The following is a 23,087-nucleotide window of genomic DNA, read 5'->3' as shown; positions in this document are numbered from 1 at the left end:
TAACAATATAGAAAATTCAATGAGCGCATAGTGCTATTTCTTAACAAGCAATACAATTGATAATCACTCCTATTTTGATCTAGAGCAATATGCAGAGCAGAGTTTAAGGTTAAGTGGGTTTTAAAGCTCTAACTCAGAAATGTTTGAACATAAAAAAGAGAGGCACAATGGCCTCTCTTTGATCGTCTACTTTATATAACTAGCGTTGAGCTGACTACAGCTTTGTCCAAGCATCTTGCCAGTATTGGCTATCTGCTGGAGCGTAAGACGCACTTGCACACCATGCCGTGTATGGCCAAGGCTTACATTCGTACAAGCCATTATCGCTGCCGACCACAATGTCACCCGCTGCGTAGTTTGTGCCCGCTTCATATGGAGGGTAATCACCTGGAGGAGGTGTTGTTCCGCCACCGTCTTTAACAGCGAACGAATCGTTTACCATCACCATTTCACCGTCAGATGCTTTACCGACTACTTCAAGTGCATATTGCCCTTCCGCTACATCGTATAAGTCGATGGTAATAGCACGGCTGTCCGTTACGTTAACCTTAGTTTGCTCAACCACAGTACCTGCACTGTTGATCACCATAGCGGTAACATCTAATGCTTCATTTGATGTCAGTGTCAGATCTAAACGCACGTTGCCGTTATCTGGCGCATATTGTGATTGAAGTCCTGAAACCGAAAGCTCTAAGTCATCGCCCGGATCTGGGTTACCACCACATGAAGAGTCTGAAACTTTTCTCCAAACGCCCCACTCACCTGTTGTTCCTGGCTCTTCGCCGCGAGTGTACCAACCTGCTCCCCACGTTGAACCGTCATGAGATACTTGGTCACCTTCAACATAAACGGTGTCGGCATCCCATGCAGCAGCACAGTTAGAACCATCAGTTACAGATACCTTACGGTCAGCGGTTACAGTTTGGTTCGCGCTGTCTGTTACGCTATACACAAGTGTGTAGTTGCCGATTTCATTTACATCGACACTGCCAGTGTGTGTAATGGTGCTTGTCAGGTCGCCATCTTCTGCATCATTCGCCGTCACGCCTGCCATTGCATCAAACGCAGTTCCCAACACAACAGTCGTGTCAGACACACCATTAAATACTGGCTTCTGGCTGTAAACCTCTACCGTTCTCGCTTTAGTGGTTTCGTTATTATCGCTGTCTTTCACTCGGTAGGTCAAAACGTAAGTGCCAATAACACTAGTTTCAACGTAACCTTCAACATCGATTGATGAAGTTAGATCGCCGTCTTCTTTGTCTGTTGCCGTTGCGCCATCCATAGGATCAAATGTTGTTCCGTGAAGAACACGCGTATTTTCGATACCTTTAAGAACTGGCTCACCCTCGACTGGTGGTGGCGTTACTTGACCGTGTACAAACGGGCCGTAGTCTTTAATGAACTGCTCGTTGTATTGTTGGCCGTTTTTGTTGGTGCCCATGTCCCAATTGATAGACCAAGTCATCACACCACGTAGCGGTTGACCTTGCGCCGTTAGGCTATCAAATGCGTCGTATAAATCTTGTGGCTCTTGTACAAAACCGGTTGCTGCAGCATCGATGCTTGAAGGAATACCAAACACGAGCTTGTCATGTGGGATCTTGTGGAAGCCACGCGTTCCGTTGATAAGAGAATCAGAAATGTAGTAGATGAATTCTTCTTTTAACGCATCGTTGTTTTGAGCAATCCAACCCACGCCTTCAACCCAGATACCATCGCCACCTTGGTTGTAAAATTGTGGGTTAATCCAGTCGTAGTAGCCTTCTAGATTATCGATATAAGGAACGTACTTACCGCCAGTCGTTAGATACGGGAACTCAGGCGCCATTGTAATAAGGAAGTTTTTACCTTCTGCGCGGTAGTGGTCTTTCACCAGCTTAAGTGCATCTGGAATCACGGTTTGGTTGTTTGCTGCGGTTACGGCTGCTTGTTCAAGGTCGATATCTAAACCATCGAAACCGTAACGCTCAGTTAGACGGATAATCTCATCAGCAAAGGCTCTTTCATCACCGGTTTCTAGCTCTACGTGTGCATCAGCACCACCCAAAGCCAACAGTACAGAGCGACCTTGCTTGTTGAGCTCAGAGATTTGGTCAATAAATTGTTCTTCTGAAAGCCCAATGGTTGGGTCCAGTTTAAAAGTTGGGATTCGACCATCAGCCACATCGTAAACCTTCATGAATGACACATTCACGATGTTGTACATTGGGTTCACTTCATCCAACGTCACACATGGCGCATTACCACCTTGGTAGCCGCCACCGTCACACCAGTTATGCCAATAGCCAACCACGACGCCAGAGTCTGGATTCGTCATATCTGAACCATTCGCATAAACAGCGCCAGACATAGCCGCCATGCCGACCGATACTGCTAATTGTAGAGCTTTACGTTTCAACATTAGTCCCACTTCCTTACTTAACAGCTGTGCCAATCACAACCGAACCAATTCATTGTAATCATGAATATTTATAGAGAAGTAATGGAATTTATAGGAAAAGATGACCTTTGATTTAACTTGTGATTTTAAGTCACAGATTGAATATCAGAATCAATATGACTTTGACTTTTCATTCAAATTGAAATGCTAAAAACTGTTATTTTCGGTCGAATACATTGACCATGAAAATATTTAACCAACCTTAATTCACTAAGATAATTAACCAAAAATATAAAAAATCACCGATAGGAAAAAATGAACTTTAAATCGACAAAAATCACCCCAAATACGCCGTAATTACTGACCTCAGACCAGACACCATTGCGAGTGACATCACTAAAATAGCTTGGATATAGCCACCATACATGTGCTAACAATACGCACGTATAACGGAATATAGGAGCAAGAATTTGTAGGATTTTGAATGTATACGTCGGGAGTTTTTCAGTTAACCGTCAGTGCCAGATGAATAATATGCATCCAATAGTGAAATAAAATTCACCTTATCAAGTTCATTAAGTTGATTAATTCCAGCCGCTGCTTTTCTTCCTCCGCCAGTCGCAAAACTTGAGCAAATTTCGTCTGCACCCGTTCTATTTGATAATGGCGCACGTAAGCTCACCGTGTAAGACTCGCCGTCTTGGTTTTTCGTTAATACTGCTTGCGCTCGGTTTGGATCTTGATTAACGATTTCATTACCAAATACGCCACTGATGCGCCTTGCCCAAGTCTCACCCGGTAGTTCAAACACACGTGCGACTTCACTTTCATAAACAGGAGCAAGGTTTGATAACTGCTGGCGATCATTTTGATAAGCAGCTCGTAGTCGATAAAACACAGAGTCTTTATCATCCAAAAGATCAAACGGATTCGGGTATTGATAAAGGGTTTTGTAGAGCTCAGCTGGCGTGAAATGCAAATCACTGAGTGACGAACCGTAACCGTTGTAGTTAACCAAGGTACCTAGCTCTTCTAAAAACTCGGTTTGAGGTTCGTCGAATCCATTTTCATCCGCTAGCCGCGCCGCCACCGTTTTTAGATTGTCGCCAAAGGCAGCTGCGATTGCCCAAGCCACATGCGCACCATTCAGCTTCTGGTTAATCAGCAAGCTCGTGCAGCTCTCTGGCGCGGTATCAATCAGAGTATCTAAATGACTAGAAGTTGGGACATCCCCTGTTCGGTGGTGATCGCAATAAAATACATTGATGTTTGCGTCTAGCAGTGAGTGCAGTGCAGGCAGGTTTTTCTCCATCGATACATCTAAAACGGTAACGGAAGAAACATCACCTTGCTTACCCGGCTCCATAGTTTGAGTAACAACTTGAGAGACCAACTTAATATCACGCTTAACACCAGTAATGAGCACGCTCTCTCTTGGCTCACTTAATCGCAGCTGTAACAACGCGATTATGCCATCTGCGTCTCCGTTGAATACGTCGTAGTGCATGTTGTTCCTCTTCCTATAGATTTAACCGTTTGCCAGAAACGCGCCAATTCGTTTGTGTGTTCGATAGTCTGTCATTATTTTAGTTATATTTCACAGATACTTAAGTCTATTTTGGAATGCCTTATTCTCATTAGATTGAAAAGATAAACACATTAATAATATTGTATGACTTATATCACAGTAAAAGAATACGAAAAGATTATAAAATAAGCGCCTCCCACTCAAAGATAAAGAGACGAATGAACACTACCACCACTCTTGTTTATGACACTTTGAAAAGCCTTGCTGCTCACGCTCCTGAGCAACATGCCGAGATTCGCCAGCGTTTATATGAGCAGTTGAGCCTGCCATTTAACAAGCAGCTCTCGTTATACGCTAATGTGCTTGGTCCTATCAGCTCAGGTAAGTTAGCGGGATGCGACAATATTGATAAAGCGGTTGAACTGGCACTGGATGTGCTGGAAGGCCGAAATAAGTAGTCCCCCCTTTAATACGTAATATAACGGCCCAGATCTTCCCCCAGATCGGGCCGTTTTTTTATTCTCGTCATTTATCTATTTGAATTTCAGGCACAAAAAAGGCGTAGATGATCCACGCCTTTTGTTTTAGTAAGTTCTATGTTGTTTATGAAGTCTTGAACTGCGCGACCGCTTGGTCCATATCGTTCGCTTGCTCTGCTACCTTGTCCACTTCAACTAAGCAATGCTGCGCCGAAGCGTTATTGTCGTTCGAGATAGTGTTCAGCTCAGTAATTGAGTCACTCACTTGCGCCATTACTGCGCCCTGCTCTTCAATCGCTGAAGCAATACGTTCTGAATTACCTTGGATGCTTTCCATGTCGCTCAAGATAAGTTGCAAGCTCGCATCCAGCTCTTCCGAATCTTTCAGCGTTAGTTGACCTTGTTGATTACACTCGCCAATCTCTGCCATCGACGCCTGCATCTGGCTTTGAATTGCACTCACCACTGAAGTTATCTCTGTGGTCGATTGATGCGTTCTGCTTGCTAGTGCGCGTACTTCATCGGCAACTACCGCAAAGCCACGACCTTGTTCACCCGCACGTGCTGCTTCAATTGCTGCGTTCAATGCCAATAGGTTAGTTTGTTCTGCAATGCCTTGGATGATGTTTACTGCATCGCCGATCTGGTCAACATGATGGTTCAGTGAACTGATCGAATCTTGGCTGCTTGAAAGACGTTCAGACAACTGGGTGATGTTGCTGATGGTTTCAACCACCACTTCACGGCCTTTATCGGCATTCACTTTCGCTTGATGTACACCTTCAGCGGCAACCGATGTGCTTTCAGAGATCTCGCCAATGGTGAGTACCATCTCTTGAACTGACGTTGTCATTGTAGATGTGTGATTTGCTTGAACTTCAAACTGTTTGATTACTGACTCTAGCTCATCATGCATGTTCGATGTGCTTTGTGTCAGTTGCAGTGACTTAGATTGAGAGGCAGCGATAAGCCCTTCCAGTTGATCCAACAGTTGGTTGAAGTATTGGCCTAAAGTGCTGAGTTCGTCTTTGCCATCAAGGTGCGAACGAATAGACACGTCGTTAGAATCAACGATGTTACGAATCACCGAAAGCAGTGACTCAATTTTACCAATGATAGAACGGACGATTAACCAGCTGAACAGAATGATCGACACGAGTAGCGTGACGCAAAGGATGTTGTTGATCAGCGATAGCTTGTCCATCTCTTGCTGCGTTTGTTGGTCTAGCACCGCGGAGAACTCTTTAAATTGAGTTTCGATAGCATGAGAACCCGAGCGAGCTTGCCCAAGCAGACCTTCGTTGTGCTTCAAGCCAATCACTCGCTTTTGCTCAACCACTTGGCGAGCAGCGTCAATCAAAGCAGCTGAGCTACTCATATTTGAAGTTATAGAAAGAACACTCGGGTCAAACTCCCCCTTCTCAATTAAGTCATTGAACAGGTAAAGCTCGATTTTTTGTTCCGCACTGGCTGTCGCGCTGATGTTATCGAGCAAAACATGAAACTCGCCTAGCATACCTTTGTCACGTGATAGCCCATAGACTTCGCTCGCTTTAACTAAGTTAACAAAGCTGGTGTGGTAGGTTTCGATGTCTTCACGTAGGTGTGTGCTGTTGGCTAAACCTAAATCACTGAGCACTGTATCTAGCTCAGATTCAGACGCTAAGAATTTTTTGTAGTTTACGTCGAACTTGTCGAGGTATTTCATATCGCTACGCAGTAAAAAATCTTTCTCGTTACGGCGAAGGTTGAGCAAACGCACTTCAAGCTCTTTGGTAATTTGTTTGGCTTCGCTCATTTGAGCGGTGGTGTCTGCAAATTGTGATGTGGTAAACAGCAGTGAAATCATGCCGAAGATGGAGAACACCCCTAACGAATAGAGCTTTTTCTTTATGTTCATATACGTGGCTCGTCTTTACTAAATTAACTATGAGTATCCAAATAAATCGCATCAAAGAATGGATATCCAACTTGCGCGACCTGATTATTGTTATATTTTTTGTATCAGTAATGAGCACTAAATCTAGCGACTGTTCAGCCCACCAGCAGTGACATTCTCAATGGTATTCAAACAGAGAATGAATCTTTTCACTAAAGATAAAAGCATCAATAACACAAATTGAATACATGTACATTAGTTGAATGATAAAAGTGAGAGACAGCTATTTGACGGAACATAAATGGCTTGAATGTCATGGTATACAAGGCATTGAATTAAAAGACTTTGACGCACATTTGGATGCATTATTTATGATGACATTTTTTTGGCTCTCCAGAAGAGCACGAGCGAAGCGCAATATTGGAGGTTTTGACTTGGTTTTTAAACAGTGAATCCGTCTATTGATGATTGTACAGTAGAGCGTAAACGGCGAAAAAAATGGACCTACTCAATTCGAGTCAGGTCCATCTTTTGATTTTCTAGTCAATCGCTTTGCAGCTAAAGAGTTAGGTGCGAATTCAAGGCTGGCTAAAACGCTTTTACCATCTTGGTTAGGCACTTCAATAACACCGCTTTCTCGTCTTCTTCGATATCTTGCGTCAGCTCATTAACCAAATTCAAGTGAAGCTGATTGTGGTGAACGTGTATCTTCTGCCCTTCATCCGTCAAGGCAACCACAATCGCACGACGATCTGTTGGGTGTTCATGGCGCTCAATCAATTCAGCTTTAACCAACTTTTCTATTTGAACAGTAAGTGTACCCGTGGTAATACCCAACTTTTCAGCGAGCTCTTTCATTCTTAACGCACCATGCATACCAAGTACTTCAATGGTGTGTACTTGAGCCAGGGAATAACCCGTCTCTTTGACAACAGACTGCTCCCACGAAGACATTTTATCGTAGAACTCAGTCAGTATTTGGTTAAGCTGTTCTATATTTCGCATGGTCGTTTGAATGCACTTCAAGAGTAAGATGATTAATCTTATCAAACTTGGCGAGCATTTGTTTATATTCAGAGACGGTTTTATCACTGTTTGATTCAAGAGTAATCGCTGCTGAATAGTGATGCCCACTCACCTTCCACATATGGAAATCGGTGACCGACGCATAAGGCGTTAAGGTTTTGGTCACTGAGTCACGATAATCTTGGTCGATATTCTCATCCAGCAGGATTGGGCTGGTTTGTTTCATAAGGTTCATCGTCCACTTAGCAATCACGAATGCGCCAACCATTCCCATTGCTGCATCTAACCAGTTCCAACCGTAAAACTTACCAAATAGCAGCGCAACAATCGCAAGCAGCGAAGTTAGAGTATCCGCCAACACATGCATGTAGGCTGCGCGTAGGTTGTGATCATGATGGTGTCCGTGATGCTCGCCATGTTTATGACCATGGTCGCTGTCGTGCTCATGGCTATGTGAATGACCGTGATTCTTACTATGATTGTGGCCATGCTCGTGTCCGTGATCATGATGGTGATCGCCAAGTAAAAACATACTCACCACATTCACAGTTAAACCAATACAAGCAACGATGATCGCTTCATTGAACTGAATCGCTTGTGGGTTAAACAAACGATGTACTGATTCCACCAGCATCAACAATGCCACAATCCCCAATGCAATCGCGCTGGTGTAGCCCCCTAACACGCTGACTTTGCCAGTACCGAAAGAGAAACGTTCGCTCTCGGCATGTTTCTTCGCATAACGGTATGCAAATAAGGTGATACCAAACGCTGCGGCGTGCGTCCCCATGTGCCAACCATCGGCAAGCAATGCCATCGAGCCGTAAATAGTACCTGCAACAATTTCGACAACCATGGTAACGACGGTCAATAACAGGACATAGAACGTGCGTTTCTCACCTTGACTGTTATGTGAAGAAAAGTTGTGTTGGTGACGTGTTGGAAAACTCAAAATGGCGTCCTTAGCTTGTGTTTGTGGTTAGATGATCGTTGCAAATAAAAGCCCTTTGATCGACAAGTAATTTGACAATCAAAGTAATAATTTGAAATTTAGTTTGATTATCAAACTTTGTCAACGATGAATTTTGAAACTCTGATTTTCGGGACGAATAGTTGATGGTGAGCGCTAGTTTGTTCCAAAGATTATTGATTCAGTAAAAACGAGGCTTTCCAGGGACAAAAAAGCCCACTCGAGGTGGGCTGATTGAGTCAAACTCAATGATTGTATTTATTTGTTTTGCAATGAAATAATCTCATCATTCACCCAACCTAACAGCTGCTTGGTTGCTTTCGACAAGACTTGGTTCTGCCGAACAATATAACCAAGACTGGTGCTCGAGAAGTTGGTCAATGGTGTCACTTTCGAATGCAGGTGCTGCTTGGTTGATACCGCAAACTCCGGGACAATAGCCACACCAAATCCCGCTTCTGCCCAGTCGATTTGAGCATCGACACTCCCTACTTCCATCACCCTATAATTAGGTAGATTAAGGCTTGGTAAACCTTCATCAATAAAGTCACGCGTTCTCGTATCATGACCTAGTAGAATCAAAGTGAGCTCTGCATCAGAGTCTCGGATATCAACCCCATCGCCAAGCGCACACCAAGAAAGCTCTTGCAGCTTAGTGAAATACAAAGACTCGTTGTGCTGCTCTTTGGCGATAACAAAACCAATATCCGCTTGAGCATTTTTAACTAAATTCGATGCCTGAGATGACGTGGTATTCAAGAGCGTAAGGTCAATACCGGGATACTGCGCTTTGAACTTCTGGAACGGACGAATTAGCAAAAATCGAGAAATGATGTCACTTACGGCAATGGTTAACGTCCCTATTTTAAGGTCGTTAATGGCATTGAGATCGGCCTGACAAATCTGCAGTTCGAGTAGCGTTCTTTGGCTTGTTTCCAATAGCCGTTCACCCGCTTGAGTCAATTGAAAAGGGCTTCTCTCTATCAACTTTATGCGTGTTTGTTGTTCCAGTTGTTTTAGGTGCAAACTCACATTGGGTTGTGTCATGTGCAGTGCATTGGCCGCTTTCCCAAAATGCTTGTACTCCGCAAGCGTCACAAACGTCTTCAACAAATTAATATCGAGCATCATGTCCTCTCTCTCGTGTCACTAATATCATTCCCTAAAAGTAAAGAATGCCCCATCGTCATTCCCTACAGTGAGGGACGAACGTGATAGGGAATCTCGTTTGTAGCTTAAGACTTTAAGGATATATGAAATCCTTATCAAGATAATAAAGATAATTAATTTCTCTTATCCACCTTGTAGGCCTAACATGATTCCTCAATCAGTTAGGAGAAAAATTATGCCATCTATCGTTGTTGTGGGCGCAAACTGGGGTGATGAAGGCAAAGGCCGCATCGTCGATTTTTTAGCAGACCAAGCTTCTGCTAGCATTCGTTTCCAAGGCGGAAACAATGCAGGTCATACTGTGGTAAATGACTTCGGTACATTCAAACTGCACCAACTACCTAGTGGTATTTTTAATCCTAATTGTACGGCGGTTCTTGGCCCTGGCATGGTGATCAGCCCTGCTGCGCTAACTGAAGAGATTGCAGAAGTTCAAGAGGCTGGCATCAAAGTGAAAATGGCGATCTCAGATCGTGCGACACTGTGTCTTCCTTTACATGCTCTTGAAGATACGCTTGAAGAAGAGCGTTTGGGCGATGGCGCTTACGGCTCTACACGTCAAGGCATTGCACCAGCGTACGGCGATCGTGTAATGAAGAAAGGCATTCTTGTCGGTTGGCTGAATCAACCTGAAATTTTAGAGCAGCGTATTCAATTCCTACTTGATTGGAAGATGCCTCAGCTTAAAGCGCTCTACCCTCAATGTGACTTCTCCCAGACTGCTTCTGAAATGACAGAATGGCTACTTGAAGTAACTAAAGCGTGGCGCCCGTTCATCTGCAACGTAACTGAGCCGCTTAAAGCGCTGCAATCACAAGACGCAAACCTACTGTTTGAAGCTCAGTTAGGCGCAGGTCGCGACCTTGTCTACGGTGAATACCCTTGGACAACATCTTCGAATGTAACCGCAGCTTATGCTGGCATTGGTAGCGGTTTACCCGCACTTCGTCCTGAACGTGTTATCGCTGTTGCTAAATCATTCAGCTCGTCTGTTGGTACTGGCACGCTAGTAACTGCAATGGAAGAACAAGACAGCTTCCGCGAAAGCTCTAACGAATACGGCGCAACAACAGGCCGCCCACGTGACATGGGTTACTTTGATGCAGTGGCAACTCGCAACGGTGTTGACCTACAAGCTGCAACGGAAATAGCACTGACTAAGATCGATTGCCTGTCTGGTTTGTCTGAACTTAAAATCTGTACCGCTTACTCAGGTGAACATACTGAGAACCCGATTTGGCCACAAACGGCTGAGCTAAAGCCCGTATATGAAGATATGGCTGGCTGGGATGAAGACATCACGGGTTGCCGCACATTTGAGAGCCTTCCTCAAGCAGCGCAAGATTACGTTACTCGTATCGAAGAGCTGATGGGTGTGCCAATCGTGATGGTATCGGTAGGTCCAGAGCGCGAGCAAATGATCATTCGCGCTTAGTTTAGAAGACGACAAGATCTACATCAAAGCCCACATTCAGTGGACTTTTTTGATTGTTCATAAAGAACGAGATAACACAAGGAATTACAGACAAAAAAAAGCCCACACTAGGTGGGCTTTCTTTTGAATTTGGTGCCGCTACTGGACTCTACCATCCAACCTATCTAATTGATTAAAATGAACAATATAAAAGTAGAGTTTTAAGATGTTACCTCAGGTGTTACTTCGGAAAGAACTCAACTTCTGAGACAAGATCAGCACTAAATTTATCTGAAGAGCAGATTACTTTCACAAAACAAACATGCTGGTCGGCCATAAACGGTACCAGCACGCATTATAAAATTTTCACACCTTAAGCCTACGCTTCTCAAGACGAGTTAGAACATCTTTGTAAGTCACTTCATTCTCATCTAGATATGTTAGCAGCTTAGCTCTATCGATAACCTCAACCCCGCATGTTTTAGCTATATCATCAGTTCGCTTAGCTAACGATGGTGAGTTAGTTATAAATACTAAACGGCCGAAAGTTTTCTGCATCTCAGATTCATAAATCGGCTTAGCAGAGTGAATCTCTTGTATACCTTTATATCCATCGTATCTTCGTTGCGTATATTTAGATTGCATTAGAATATTGCCCGACTGAGTCAGGATTACACCATCGGCACCATGGTCAGCACCAGCATTCGTTAACCACGCGCTTTCACTATCATAATGCTTGGACAGGAGCGTCAAACACAGAGCCTCAAATTGCTGCCAACTCAATTTGTCCAACTCGTCAGGTGTTATACGTTTATTAATGAGATCCCCAGTAATGCTCCCTCCGACACCAGATGGCTGCGGTACAACATCCTCTGGAGTGACTACAGCGTCTTTCAATAAAGTTTTCTGCGTTAGTAACCTATGAAGGTTGACATCAAACGACTCAAACTCAGGATGATGTAACAAAGGGATGTAAATATGAACATCTTTTGTTTGCCCAATTCGATAAACTCGGTCAGTTGCTTGAGCTTCTTTAGCTGGGTTCCAGTGCCTCTCCAGATGGACGACATGATTAGCGCCAACGACAGTTAAACCAACACCCGCCGCCACTGGTGACATAACAATCAAATTAAAGCCTTCTTTAGCTTCGAAGTCCGCTATCATGGATTTACGAGTTGGAACTGACTTTCTTTTAGCTACAGCTTTGGCATCACCATTTATTACCGACAGTGGCCCTAAACTATAGATTTGACCTAGGGTGATGCTTAAAAAGCTCTGTAGACGCTTATTGACGGCAAAAATGATGCATTTTTCTTGTTGGCTCTTAACTCTATCAAGAGTGTCAAGCAATGAACTTAATTTCCCCGACTCTAGATATAATTCACGAGCCACTTTACTGCTTCTAGGAAGTTCTAGTCGTCCACCGTCACTTAATCTCGGATGTAATGAACTGTCTCGTAATCTCATTAATGTAGTTAAGGCATGGCTATCTTCATTTTCAATTTGATTACTTATCGTTCCTTCATAGACATCGCGCTGATACCCGACCATCGTAGATTCTAATTCTTTCAGGTACTCCCACCCATCAAAGTGTCCACCAGCATACATATTCTTAGCAGGTAGGCCCTTCAGGTTATCTTCTTTAACTCGTCTAAGCATCAAAGCACCCACCGCGATACGCAACTCTCTCCCTAGTCTAGCTCTGACCTCTTCAACTTCATCTCCGGCAGATTTGAGAATAGGTGAAATGTAGTGAGAACGGAACTCCTGATAAGTCCCTAAATACCCGGGAGAGGCAGTGTCCATTAAGCACCAAAAATCTGCCAAGCTATTCTCCACCGGCGTACCGGTAGCGACCAATTTAAAATCCGCTTTCAGTCCTTTAGCTGCCCTGGTTTGCAGGGCATTAGGATTTTTAGTGTTCTGAGCTTCATCGAAAACAACAACACCCCAATCAATTAAGCACAATGAAAACTGATAATCCCGCAACGTTTGATAAGTAGTAATAACAAGTCGTTGTGGTTGGTCTAGACGCTCGGAACCAAAGTGCTTTCCTACTTTTAAAGAGTATTTAGGTTCAAGCTCTTCATCTGAATTTTTTTGGTTTCGGATTTCAACGCCACCCATCTTGTATCTGTTTAGATCGGCAGCCGATTGCAAAATGACTATGTCTTTAAAAGGAGACGCTTCAAATGTTTTATCTACTTCATCTTTCCAGTTTTCAAGCAGACTTAACGGAGCAACGATTAATGTCGGTTTCTTAGTCTTAGCCTCAATCGTCATACGTTGGTACATATGCTCTATAGCCGAGAGAGCCATGTAGGTTTTACCTAAACCCATATCGTCAGCTAGTAATGCTCCGCTGATACTTGGTTCAGTAAGAATCTTCTGTTCTACCCCCAGAATCCACCTAACGCCCACCTCTTGATGCGGAAATGGTTTTCGTTTGTGATTGTCCCAATTTAACTCACCTTCCCACGCCATATCTGCGATCAATTTATCAACCTGCGGGGAGTTTTCTGACAACTCCTCATCATTTAGATCGATATCAACAACATGGACCTCTTTTTCACTTGAGTCCTTCTCCGATACACCAGGTTCATCTTCAGAACTATCACCAGCTGGTTTAGAAATTTTATCTTCGATTGCTACAAGTGTTTTACTCACAGCCTCACGATCACCAATGTCATACGATTTCCCTTCGTAATCAAAAACTGTAGCTCCGGTATGTTGAGCGTCATCGAGTTTTTTGCTTACTTCTAATAAAGCGGGCCTGTCATCAATTGCATCAATGAGCTTTGATATTGGATAAATGGCCTCTGTTGTTAATGAAGTACCAAACCAATCAATACCGGATTCATCCGTCTCTCCAAAATAGGCATGCTTAAATGTCGTTGCACCACGAACCCTTAGAGAAAAACCCAAATCCAGGTCAACTAAGCTCGCGTCAATAAATGCGGTCGGATTTTCCAAAAATGCTTTAACCTGGCTTTTTGGTACAACCCTATTGCTGATAACTTCTTTGACAGCTTTCAGTTTTTCCTCAGAAAAAAGTACTATCTCATCTCCTACTTTAAGAGAAACCGAACTATCACTTTGTAATTGACCTAGCACCCTCTGGATAGCTTCATGGCTAGCATGTTGCCCCATATTAGGCGTTAATATAAGGTCCCCATTAGCGTTAAGCTCCACATCTACAGTCACTGAGCTAGGCGTTAAAATTCTTAATTTATCAAAATGTTTTAACTTTAACCGACAGCCTTGGTATTGCGCTTCTTGAAGAGCATGAAGAAAAAGCAAATTATCGTACTCAGACTTTTCGGAGTTTTGATGAAGATTTTTTGCCTCAAACACCATCAACTGTGATGGTGTTAACAAATACTCTGCCTCTTTTCCAAACCTAATAAAAGGACCACTAATTGAATAATTAAGCGTTGAACGACCTTGTTGCGTAGTCACTGCCAAGTCAATTTTAAAGTCGGGATTGCTTGCCTTTCCTTTTATGTCAGCATCAATTACTCCTCCCCAAAGTTCAGGAAGGCCTAAAAGAGTCATCAACTCTGAATCTAAGCGAACAGCAGTCGATGCAGGCATCATAAACCCATCGGGAAACGATGTTACTTCTCCTTGTTCTTCAAGCATTTTAAGAGCAACAAATTGAGCGGTGAACCACTCATTTGCTCGACCGCTTCGTATTTTTTCTAAGTTAGACTTCGAAGCAGTGAAATCAAGGCTACCATCACATACCAAATCAAATTTGGATGTTTTATCTAAACCAGAAAAAAATCTACTGATTAAAGAAGTTAGCTCCATTCTCTTACTCCGAAACGTTGTTTAAAGTCGACATAATCATCACTAGAAAGAATATCTTTAGCTGTCAATTGAACCCCTAAGTCTCTGAGTTCAGTCAATGCGCGTCGCTGCCAAGAATAACTTGAAGGAGAATGCGTAATCTTTGCTGTCGCCCCACCGGATAAATTAGTCATTTGGTAATTTAATCCACTGGTCAACTGCGAATAAGTTGGACTAGTAATATTATAATTGAACACACAAGCTGAAGGTTCTAAGTGTCTGTAAAGCCATAAGTAACAACTATGGCTTCCCTCAATCATGTGTGCGCCTTCCATCTGAACATAGATGATAGACTTATCCCCATCTTTCACTGTCGAAAAGTTTGGCAAGTGTTTAGCGTCATAATTTCGTTTCAAATATTGAGCGGCATCTCGACTCAGATACAGTCGTGTATTAGTAATAACACCTGCATCAAACATTCCTTCTAAAAAATGCTTCCTAGATGGGTACATTCTTTGTAGTTCATAGTTGGATGAGGAATACGAATAATCCTCCAAAGCCTCTAAGAACAACTTAAGGTCTAATTTAGACAACCATCCCCGAACCGCTTGAGTCAACTGAGCATCAATATTTCTCCACCACTTTATGTACCGTGGATTGGAGCTTGGCACTCGAGGATCTCCTGCCACAGCAAGCACTACATTCATCCATGATTCACTCATATGAGAACCAATAGAACGACCAATTAAAATTCGCAGAATCTTGTGTCCTAACAAGTCCTCTGAATCATATTGAGCTTCAAAAACTGCCTTTTTCTGAACCTCAGATAACAATGGATGATCGATACCGATCGGAATCGTTTCAAGCTGTTCTACGTAATAGATCCCTTTAGCTGTCGTCAAATAGCGACCATTAGCGTAATGTTGTAAATCAAGCTCATTAATCCAATGGTCAAAATCAATATTTCTTTCGATTGCTTGCTTAGCGAGCCACTGAGGTCCATTGCTTGACAGGAGTTTCTCATCAAACTCTCCCTCGTAGCCTCTCTTTTGCTTCGCTTCTAATAACCATTCAGCGGTCGCATCACAATCCGTTAGCTGGTCATACTCTGATAGGAAATGCTGATAAAATGATTCAATAACAAGTGCACTAGGCTTCCCCACGATTTCTGTGATCTTATTGAGAAGACGACGAGTAAAGCTGACTTTATTTTTTATGTCAGTTTGCAAAGAGATTGCCAACGCTCGCACATGAACAGAAGTATCTACTACATCTTCTACAGCCTTGTTAGCTATCAGTGCTTTGTAGACATCACCGTATGCTGACTTAAATTTAGTATTTTCAATACCAGCGTTCTTGGACAGTACTCCAAGTTTCTGGGTGAGCTGAGACAGCTCCTCTATTGACTTACCCAAAGGATCATGACGTAAAGTTACCGGTAGCTTTTTAATACGAAGGCGCACTAATTAACAATCCTTTCTAAGTCAGCAATAGATGGTTTCTTGACCGTAAAGCGAATATCGATTCTTCGGTTCTGGCTTTTATCTTGTTGGTTAGCTTCTTGTAGATTCGCTCTGCGCGTTTCTGCATAACCGCTTACAGAAAAAAGGCGCTGTCCAAATGCATTTTCTAATTCACCCAATTTAGGTGTAAGTTCTACTTCAGCTTGCCAAACATTCCAGACTGATATAGCTCTATCTACAGATAAACCCCAGTTCCCCTTCCCTCGATAATGGATCCCATCACTATCAGTGTGTCCTTCTACAAACACTGTATCTAGGTACTTGAATCTTTCGTTCTTTCGAACAGCCATATGAAGCACAGCACCAATATCTTTTACCGCCTGTTGGACTTCAGGGCTCTTTGGGATGGAATCCTTACCTGAAGCAAACGTTAGAGTGCTCTCAGGTATACGTATTACAGTGTCATTATCGGCGATCTCAACGATAACATTTCGTTTAGCTAATTCATCTCTAACGTCATAGATTATATCTTTTCTCGCCTGTTCAGCTTTTTTTAGCTCTTCTATTCCTGCTTCAACATCATTTGTCTTTTGAGTAAGTTCAATAATTAACGCTACAGCGGCCAGTATGAAGATAACAAGAAGCGCTGACATAAGGTCAGAAAAGGAAACCCAATACGGGTTTTCTTCGTCAACTGAACCGTTTGATTGGTATCGCGAACCTCTACGCATTAGTGACTCACTTTGTCTTGGATTTCATCTACGACACTTGAAATTGCATTGACGGCATTAACCATCTGCGTTGCGTATTGAGTACTAGTCGTTGACCAAATTTTTAGGTGTTCATTGGTTTGGCTATTTGCCTCATCAGCATACTCTTCCAGTAGGGTCGACATTTGCTCGCTCAGTTCCTTCACGTTATTTTTCATTTCTGAAGTTAGTTCGGTCAGGTTACTCTTTTGCTCTGTCAAAAACTCATTTTGAGTAGAACGTAATTGATTGAACGACGATTCTGCGCTATCTAACATGCCATTAATCTTATCAGCAAGTTCACCAAATTTACTCGTATCCTCAACAAGTTGCTCTCTCAAGGAGTGGATTTTCTCTACGCTTAACTGATTCAATTCAGCCAAATCTTTAGTACTGCTTACAGCTTCAGTTACTGCTCCTGAAAGCTTATTACCCGCATCTTTAATATTCGAGCCAAAGACGCTCATACTGTCAGCTGCATTTCTCAACTCTACCGCTGATAGCTGCATACTCTCTGTCGCTCTCGCAGATGCAGATACAGAAGTTTCAATACTATTTTGAAGATGCTTACCTTGTTCTAAAACCTGATGAGACGCAGATTGCTGCATATCAACACTTGATTTAACTTGTGCTAGTAGCTCATCAGTTCCCGATTTCATTGCATTTGTTTGAGAAACAAACATGTCATTGCGCTCTTTTTCCATCAGGCTTGACTGCTCATCACGCTTAGAGAACGTTTGTGTAAGTTCACCTACTTGGTTATTAACAAATTCTGTTAAAACTCGGCTTTGCCCCGACACATTATCGACAAGTTCTTTAATTGTCGTTTCCATAGAAGAAGCCAGCTTTTGTTCTCTTTCCGAAGCTGCACTCTCTCTCTGGCTAAGTTGCTCACCCATTTCTGAGACCTGTTTCTCCACAAACTCGGTCATCATTCTCTTTTGCTCATTGCCTTGTGTTACTAACTCAGATACCTGTACAGAAATCGAAGAAATCAGCTCTTTCTCTCTCTCCGTTGATGCGCTCTGCTGAGCTTCAAGCTTATTAACAAATGCTGCCAAAGATGTGCTCATAGATTCTAAAGTTTCATTCACTCCCTTAGAGGCACTATCCATAGCAACACGCTGCTGTTCACCCTGCTGCCCGAAACCATCCATGAATGATTGAAGAACACTCTCTAGTGCTTTCTGATTACCGTCAGAAGTTTCGTCAACGAGCTTATTAATAGCAGGAGCCATAATTTTTTCTAAGCTGCTCTCCAGGCCTTGTTGAATGCCCTGAGTTGCCTGTACTAAAGACTCTTGCATTTTCTCGCCAATTTTCTCAGCTAGCCCTTGTAGACTTTCACGTGACTGCTGGCTATTATTCGCAATAGATTGCAATTGGTTTTCAGCGCTCAATCGAGGGAATAATCTGTCAATTCTATTTTGCAGAACCTTAATCTTTTTCCTAATAATCTGTTCAAGTATTTTTTCAATGAAATTGAAAGCTACGCTCAATAGGACACCCCAGACTGATGTCATAAAAGCAATTTTTGCTCCATTGATAACTCCCGCCACCCCATCTTTCATTTCATTTACATCAACATTACCTGCAATGTTTAAGTCAGAAAGACCGAGTTGCAAACCCACAAAGGTACCAATTACCCCTAAGGCCGTTAAGAAACCAGGTACTGCAGCTATCATTCTATTCTCAGTACTACCACCAGCCAGAGTGGAACTATTGAAGAAATAGTCAGCATCAAATGTATTATGTAACCGTAACACCTCGTCAGATCCTCTGACTTCCAACAGCGTTTCATCAAATTCTAGCCACAAATGCCCTACTGAATTTTTCTTTAGTTCTGCTTTGGCAATTAAGTCATGTCTACTATCAGCAGGGTTTGCCTTCTCAGCATCATTAAGCAAGTGATTTAACCACTTCACACGACGAGTAGCTCGAATGAAAGCAGATATAGACCACAGTAAGAAAAATGCCGCTACAAACCACAAAATCACCACAAACAAGGCACTCAACTGATCTGCTGTTTGTGGTGGAATTACGTTTAGACTGTTCAAGTCGGGCCATAAACTAGAGAGGTTAAGGCTATCTTTCATTTAAATCACTTCCAAAATTAATACGTCAACAAACTTGATTGTTGAAATTCTATGAACCTACAACTCAACCATGCGCTGAGTGCTTTGTGTTAACGAAGCAGCGAATACTTCATCTATTGCTGAAAGTTTTCAAAACTCCATATATTTTTTATGCCTGTGGCTCGTGATCTCTTTTAAGGTATTTTGATAATCTAACTCGTAGTTTTTTCTAAATACCCACCAGGCCTTAGAGCAAAATTCATGGCGCAATAATAGATAGATCCATCACATGCATATTGATCTAGTTCATTACAATCAATTCTTAGAGTCTTTCCTGCACTCGCATTAGTTTGATTGCTGTTGAAGAGCTTCAATACTAGAGGGCAAGTTGAAACCTGATGGCCATCTGATACCCGTATATTCCTTCTCTGATATATCGAATGGTACGACCCAAAGCTGATGCCCACCTCCCAACTCAAAGGGGAAATGCAGTGCTTCATCAAAGTTGTCTTGGCTAGGGTAAATCAGCACCACATCCTGACCACTTTCATCATCCGCAAGGTATTTTTTTGCATAAGCAAACAGTTGGTAAATATCCGATTGGGAGATATTTGAATTACTTAACTTGGTATTGAGAAGCTTCCACTTCGTATCGAGCACGACTTGATTGGAGCTCCCTTCCTTAATAATCAAATCTGGGCGTAAACTGAATTTGTTTCTACCGTCATAACGGGCAAGGTACTCACCAGTAACTTGTGTACTAACACTGAGCTTAGGATGACTGACCGCTAGTTGTTCTTTTAAAACTTTAGCAACGTAGTCTTCAAATACCTTCTCCATAGGGAATAAAAGAGAAGCTGCGTTAGCACCACCTTTCATCGTTTGTGGAGAAAAGCCTTCTAAGATTAGTCGACACCAGTCTAAAGGTATTTGGTAGTAACTCATCCCTCTATCAAGCCTGACTTTCGAAAAATCAACGCTGTAGTCCATACTCTCTGGTATTTCATTGAATACAAAGTCTAGCTCTTGTAACAACTTCTGATTTTCTGCACTCCGCGTATAGCCTTTCACTCGTTTTAGAGCACTATGCATTAACCGGTTTACGGGACGATCGAGTAAGAACTCATCGTACTCACAGTAAAATTTATGCTTACTAATGGAGTTATGCCTAACTTGTTTTCCTACATTCAGCTTCCCCTTTAAGAAACCTAAATTGTCTTCCCTACGTACATAGTCGCTTCTTAAGCCACGTTTTACGAGCGTGTTCACCGACTGTAAGAACTGGCCTATAAATACCTCTAACAACGGCATTCTTTGGCGAGTAATATTAGCATTCGAGGTTTGAATATGTGAGAAACCTTTCAACGCACGTAACATTACTAGTAGTGTGTGCCGAGCTTTCACATAAGCGTCATCATAGTTGTTGTCACTACCTTCATCTGTGAAGCCTTTTCCGATTTTAGGCAAGATTTCAATTTGCGTTTTATCTGGCGTAAACATAACTCCTGCATAGTTTTGAACTTGCAGAACTTCCATACCATTTCGACGACGTAATTGAAGAAGATTTCTTTCATTCTCATTACTTAAGCAAAGCTGCTTGAGATATTGATAAGCTGATATAGAGATAGCTTGAACGTGTGAAGATGCAGTCTGATCTTTCAGCACATCTTCACTCACTAAACAGTCATACTCAAAGAGAGTAATTTCTTGTTTGGCTTTCACTAGCCTTACTCACTATCTTTTGCGTAGATAGCTTTGAACGCTGCCGGGTTTTGCCAAACAGTCCCTGCCCCAAAAGGCTTGAATGAGTATGTCACTTTACAATCCTCATACAGCTCCAATCCATGTTCAGGGCCAAATAACTCACTGTAGGAGTCTTCAGTTCTTTTTAAAAATTGTAGTCTCTCATCTTGCTTCAAACTGTCACCAAGGACTAAACGAATCTTGCTCCAATCTTCATAAAAATACTCTTCCAATAGTGGGATTATCTTGTTCTTAAATGCTGACTGTAGCTCGATAAACGCATTGCCTTCATCAACCTCATTGAAAACAGGGAACAAGAAAGCATGACCGAGCGTATGCTCACGATCATAGAGAACTTCAATTCGCTTATTTAGTGTTTCTAGCAATTTAGATAAATTGATGCCCTTAACTTCTTTATCAGCAAAAAGCTTGGGGTTTGGCATCATCTCTTTAAAATCAAAACGACGACGTAATGCAGTGTCCATCATTGCCAATGAACGGTCTGCCGTGTTCATAGTGCCAATGATATATAAGTTATCTGGTACTGAGAAAGTATCACCAGAATAAGGTAGGGTGACTTCTAGCGGCTCCTGCGCACCTTTGCGCTTAGAAGGTTCAATCAAGGTAATCAGTTCACCAAAAATTTTTGAGATATTACCTCGATTGATCTCATCGATAACTAATACATAGTTTTGGCGTTCTGTTTTGACTTCGCGCTGACTATGCGCAAGCTTTTCTAAATGCTTGATCAAAGCAGAATAGTAAGGGTTCAATCCTCCATTAATCACTCGAGCACCATGAAAGATGTCTTTTAAGGTTTTTACACTCAAAGAATGAGTTGATTCGCCTTTGTCTTTTTCGAAGCGAATTGTGTTGTTATCGACATCAGTCACTATGAAAAACGTACGAACTGTGTCGACTCGAACGCCCTCTTCCAGTTCAGATAAACTATTTAAAAAACGCCCCCACAATGTATCAAAATCATCTTTCTCATCCGTGGTTTTGGTTTCTTGGTAGTCCTTAGCTTTTTCACAGAGCGCCTTAAATACACCCTCTTTTTCATAGTAAGAAATTTGACCGCCTTCTGTTTTAGCACTGAGTCCTTCCACAAACTCTTCATACCCATAGCTTTGATGAAATGTGACAAAACGAATTCGACCAGCGGCAGTCAGTGCTTTGTATTTTTTCGTTAGTGAGCCTCTTTGCTCTTCTGATACACCGGTTTCAGGATCAATGTTTATGCTGGCGTAAAAGTCAGGATCAGCGGCTTGAACTGCGGCTTCAATAGTATGATAGGTTTTACCAGTGCCTGGCGGCCCATACAAAATTTGGTTAAGCGGAGAGATGATACTGTGACTACTATATTCATGGTTCATTTGGCTTTCCTTCTCACTATCATGCTTAACTCTCAGTTCATCTAAACTCATCGAGTAGTATGGTTGCAGAATGCTCTCTTCAAATAGCTTTAGGTCTTGTTTTTGCTGGTATACCTTTGCAAGAGTACTGTTATAGCTTGGGGCCCAACCTTTACTTGGGCCTGCGTACTTTTGTAACTCTGACAAAGAACGGACTAACTCATACTTTCGAAACCTCCAACCATGATCTAAAGGAGATTCATCATCGAACATAGCCTCTCCAGTGACTCGTACCAAGGCCTTTAAATAACCGCTGCGAGAAAGGCTTACGATATCACTAACTTTGACTTCCTTGATAAAACGACTGCCCTGACTTTTTGCTGTTTCGCTATGTACAGCTAGATAGTTATTTTCGTCTAGCCATTGGGATACGCTTTCAGATATTTCGTTGAAACCATGGGAAACTTTCCAAATATTAGGGATAGTTTGTAGTGGGTCTTTGTTGACTAATTTATACCCTTGCTTTTCAAAAAACCTCTCAGCTTCAGACGTATGACACTGACTGTGGTGGACATCAAAAATCACACTGTAGAGTCTTTTTGCTGGATACAAATTGCCGTCAATTTCAACAAAGTGATGAAAGTCCTTTTCGTAATAACCATCTTGCTTCAACTGAGTTACGGCATCCTCAACTGACCGCTTTGAAACGTCCATACCTAGCCTCTTTCCTTACTATTATTCTTGCTTTGTCCTGTTCTAACAGGATTTTGATAAACACAACTATAGTTTTGATTGAATGATTGCTGCCTTTATAGGCATTGTGCACCTGCACTTAAGAAATATTCGTAAGTTTGGTCGAACAGTGCCTCTTGAGGGAAATAAAACACTACGCCATCTCTACCTCTTGTCATCAGTACTCGGTAACGGCGTTGTTGATCAAATCAGCTTGAAGATCAACGACACCATATGTAGCTAGCCGTTAGCTTCTAACGGGCATACCTAGTCCTATGACTTTGTTAATCGCTTTGACATTCGCCATGATTTCGCCCACTTGAGCGTTG

Annotated in this window: 14 protein-coding genes; 2 read left to right on the top strand and 12 right to left on the bottom strand. The window is 42.3% G+C overall.

Annotated features, from left to right (window positions below; genetic code table 11):
• Positions 1 to 214 precede the first annotated feature (214 nt).
• Positions 215 to 2,404: an immunoglobulin-like domain-containing protein gene (locus AB4493_RS06385; protein WP_372154685.1), complete on the bottom strand. Its 2,190-nt coding sequence runs from the start codon at positions 2,402 to 2,404 to the stop codon at positions 215 to 217.
• A 487-nt stretch (positions 2,405 to 2,891) separates the two neighbouring features.
• On the bottom strand, positions 2,892 to 3,890 hold the full coding sequence (locus AB4493_RS06380) for a DHH family phosphoesterase (RefSeq protein WP_372154684.1): 999 nt from the start codon (positions 3,888 to 3,890) through the stop codon (positions 2,892 to 2,894).
• Between the two features lie 239 nt (positions 3,891 to 4,129).
• Between AB4493_RS06380 and AB4493_RS06375 the strand changes: the two genes are divergently transcribed.
• Positions 4,130 to 4,369 carry a PAS factor family protein gene (locus AB4493_RS06375; RefSeq protein ID WP_004733935.1) on the top strand — a complete coding sequence of 80 codons (240 nt, stop codon included), beginning with the start codon at positions 4,130 to 4,132 and terminating at the stop codon, positions 4,367 to 4,369.
• A gap of 145 nt (positions 4,370 to 4,514) precedes the next feature.
• Here AB4493_RS06375 and AB4493_RS06370 read toward each other — a convergent pair whose 3' ends face one another.
• From AB4493_RS06370 to AB4493_RS06355, 4 genes are all read right to left on the bottom strand, one after another.
• Positions 4,515 to 6,239, bottom strand: a complete 1,725-nt coding sequence (locus AB4493_RS06370; protein ID WP_372102310.1) for a methyl-accepting chemotaxis protein — start codon at positions 6,237 to 6,239, stop codon at positions 4,515 to 4,517.
• Positions 6,240 to 6,857: 618 nt separating this feature from the next.
• Complete coding sequence (locus AB4493_RS06365; protein ID WP_017059185.1) at positions 6,858 to 7,274, bottom strand: MarR family winged helix-turn-helix transcriptional regulator; 417 nt, start codon at positions 7,272 to 7,274, stop codon at positions 6,858 to 6,860.
• A complete protein-coding gene (gene dmeF / locus AB4493_RS06360; protein WP_017059184.1) occupies positions 7,252 to 8,247 on the bottom strand; it encodes a CDF family Co(II)/Ni(II) efflux transporter DmeF in 996 nt (331 codons plus the stop codon). Before dmeF ends, AB4493_RS06365 begins: the two co-directional genes overlap by 23 nt.
• A 276-nt stretch (positions 8,248 to 8,523) precedes the next feature.
• Positions 8,524 to 9,396 carry a LysR family transcriptional regulator gene (locus AB4493_RS06355; protein WP_017068305.1) on the bottom strand — a complete coding sequence of 291 codons (873 nt, stop codon included), beginning with the start codon at positions 9,394 to 9,396 and terminating at the stop codon, positions 8,524 to 8,526.
• A 214-nt stretch (positions 9,397 to 9,610) separates the two neighbouring features.
• Here AB4493_RS06355 and AB4493_RS06350 point away from each other — a divergent pair, with 214 nt between their 5' ends.
• Positions 9,611 to 10,870: an adenylosuccinate synthase gene (locus AB4493_RS06350; protein ID WP_017059182.1), complete on the top strand. Its 1,260-nt coding sequence runs from the start codon at positions 9,611 to 9,613 to the stop codon at positions 10,868 to 10,870.
• 345 nt (positions 10,871 to 11,215) lie between these two features.
• Here the strand turns inward: AB4493_RS06350 and AB4493_RS06345 are convergent, their stop codons facing one another.
• From AB4493_RS06345 to AB4493_RS06320, 6 genes are all read right to left on the bottom strand, one after another.
• Positions 11,216 to 14,662: an SNF2-related protein gene (locus AB4493_RS06345; protein WP_372154683.1), complete on the bottom strand. Its 3,447-nt coding sequence runs from the start codon at positions 14,660 to 14,662 to the stop codon at positions 11,216 to 11,218.
• Complete coding sequence (locus AB4493_RS06340) at positions 14,653 to 16,104, bottom strand: EH signature domain-containing protein (RefSeq protein WP_102393903.1); 1,452 nt, start codon at positions 16,102 to 16,104, stop codon at positions 14,653 to 14,655. Before AB4493_RS06340 ends, AB4493_RS06345 begins: the two co-directional genes overlap by 10 nt.
• Complete coding sequence (locus AB4493_RS06335) at positions 16,104 to 16,835, bottom strand: OmpA family protein (protein ID WP_017083526.1); 732 nt, start codon at positions 16,833 to 16,835, stop codon at positions 16,104 to 16,106. The genes AB4493_RS06340 and AB4493_RS06335 overlap by 1 nt, the downstream gene beginning before the upstream one ends.
• The gene (zorA, locus tag AB4493_RS06330) at positions 16,835 to 18,949 is read right to left on the bottom strand and encodes an anti-phage ZorAB system protein ZorA (protein ID WP_372154682.1); all 2,115 of its coding nucleotides are present in this window, start codon (positions 18,947 to 18,949) and stop codon (positions 16,835 to 16,837) included. Before zorA ends, AB4493_RS06335 begins: the two co-directional genes overlap by 1 nt.
• A gap of 324 nt (positions 18,950 to 19,273) precedes the next feature.
• Entirely contained in the window at positions 19,274 to 20,650 is a 1,377-nt protein-coding gene (locus tag AB4493_RS06325) for an McrC family protein (protein ID WP_372154681.1), read from the bottom strand.
• Between the two features lie 5 nt (positions 20,651 to 20,655).
• Positions 20,656 to 22,740, bottom strand: a complete 2,085-nt coding sequence (locus AB4493_RS06320) for an McrB family protein (protein WP_372154680.1) — start codon at positions 22,738 to 22,740, stop codon at positions 20,656 to 20,658.
• Positions 22,741 to 23,087 lie beyond the last annotated feature (347 nt).

It is taken from the genome of Vibrio sp. 10N.222.55.A1 (assembly GCF_041473835.1).
GTDB classification, from domain to species: domain Bacteria; phylum Pseudomonadota; class Gammaproteobacteria; order Enterobacterales; family Vibrionaceae; genus Vibrio; species Vibrio crassostreae_C.
Note: the sequence above shows the minus strand (reverse complement) of the source record. Positions and strands in the feature narration are given on the sequence as shown.

What these genes read in the sequence shown, in the direction of transcription:
- AB4493_RS06385 (WP_372154685.1), bottom strand. Translation starts at nt 2,404, where the DNA reads ATGTTGAAACGTAAAGCTCTACAATTAGCAGTATCGGTCGGCATGGCG.
- AB4493_RS06380 (WP_372154684.1), bottom strand. Translation starts at nt 3,890, where the DNA reads ATGCACTACGACGTATTCAACGGAGACGCAGATGGCATAATCGCGTTG.
- AB4493_RS06375 (WP_004733935.1), top strand. Translation starts at nt 4,130, where the DNA reads ATGAACACTACCACCACTCTTGTTTATGACACTTTGAAAAGCCTTGCT.
- AB4493_RS06370 (WP_372102310.1), bottom strand. Translation starts at nt 6,239, where the DNA reads ATGATTTCACTGCTGTTTACCACATCACAATTTGCAGACACCACCGCT.
- AB4493_RS06365 (WP_017059185.1), bottom strand. Translation starts at nt 7,274, where the DNA reads ATGCGAAATATAGAACAGCTTAACCAAATACTGACTGAGTTCTACGAT.
- AB4493_RS06355 (WP_017068305.1), bottom strand. Translation starts at nt 9,396, where the DNA reads ATGATGCTCGATATTAATTTGTTGAAGACGTTTGTGACGCTTGCGGAG.
- AB4493_RS06350 (WP_017059182.1), top strand. Translation starts at nt 9,611, where the DNA reads ATGCCATCTATCGTTGTTGTGGGCGCAAACTGGGGTGATGAAGGCAAA.
- AB4493_RS06345 (WP_372154683.1), bottom strand. Translation starts at nt 14,662, where the DNA reads ATGGAGCTAACTTCTTTAATCAGTAGATTTTTTTCTGGTTTAGATAAA.
- AB4493_RS06335 (WP_017083526.1), bottom strand. Translation starts at nt 16,835, where the DNA reads ATGCGTAGAGGTTCGCGATACCAATCAAACGGTTCAGTTGACGAAGAA.
- zorA (WP_372154682.1), bottom strand. Translation starts at nt 18,949, where the DNA reads ATGAAAGATAGCCTTAACCTCTCTAGTTTATGGCCCGACTTGAACAGT.
- AB4493_RS06320 (WP_372154680.1), bottom strand. Translation starts at nt 22,740, where the DNA reads ATGGACGTTTCAAAGCGGTCAGTTGAGGATGCCGTAACTCAGTTGAAG.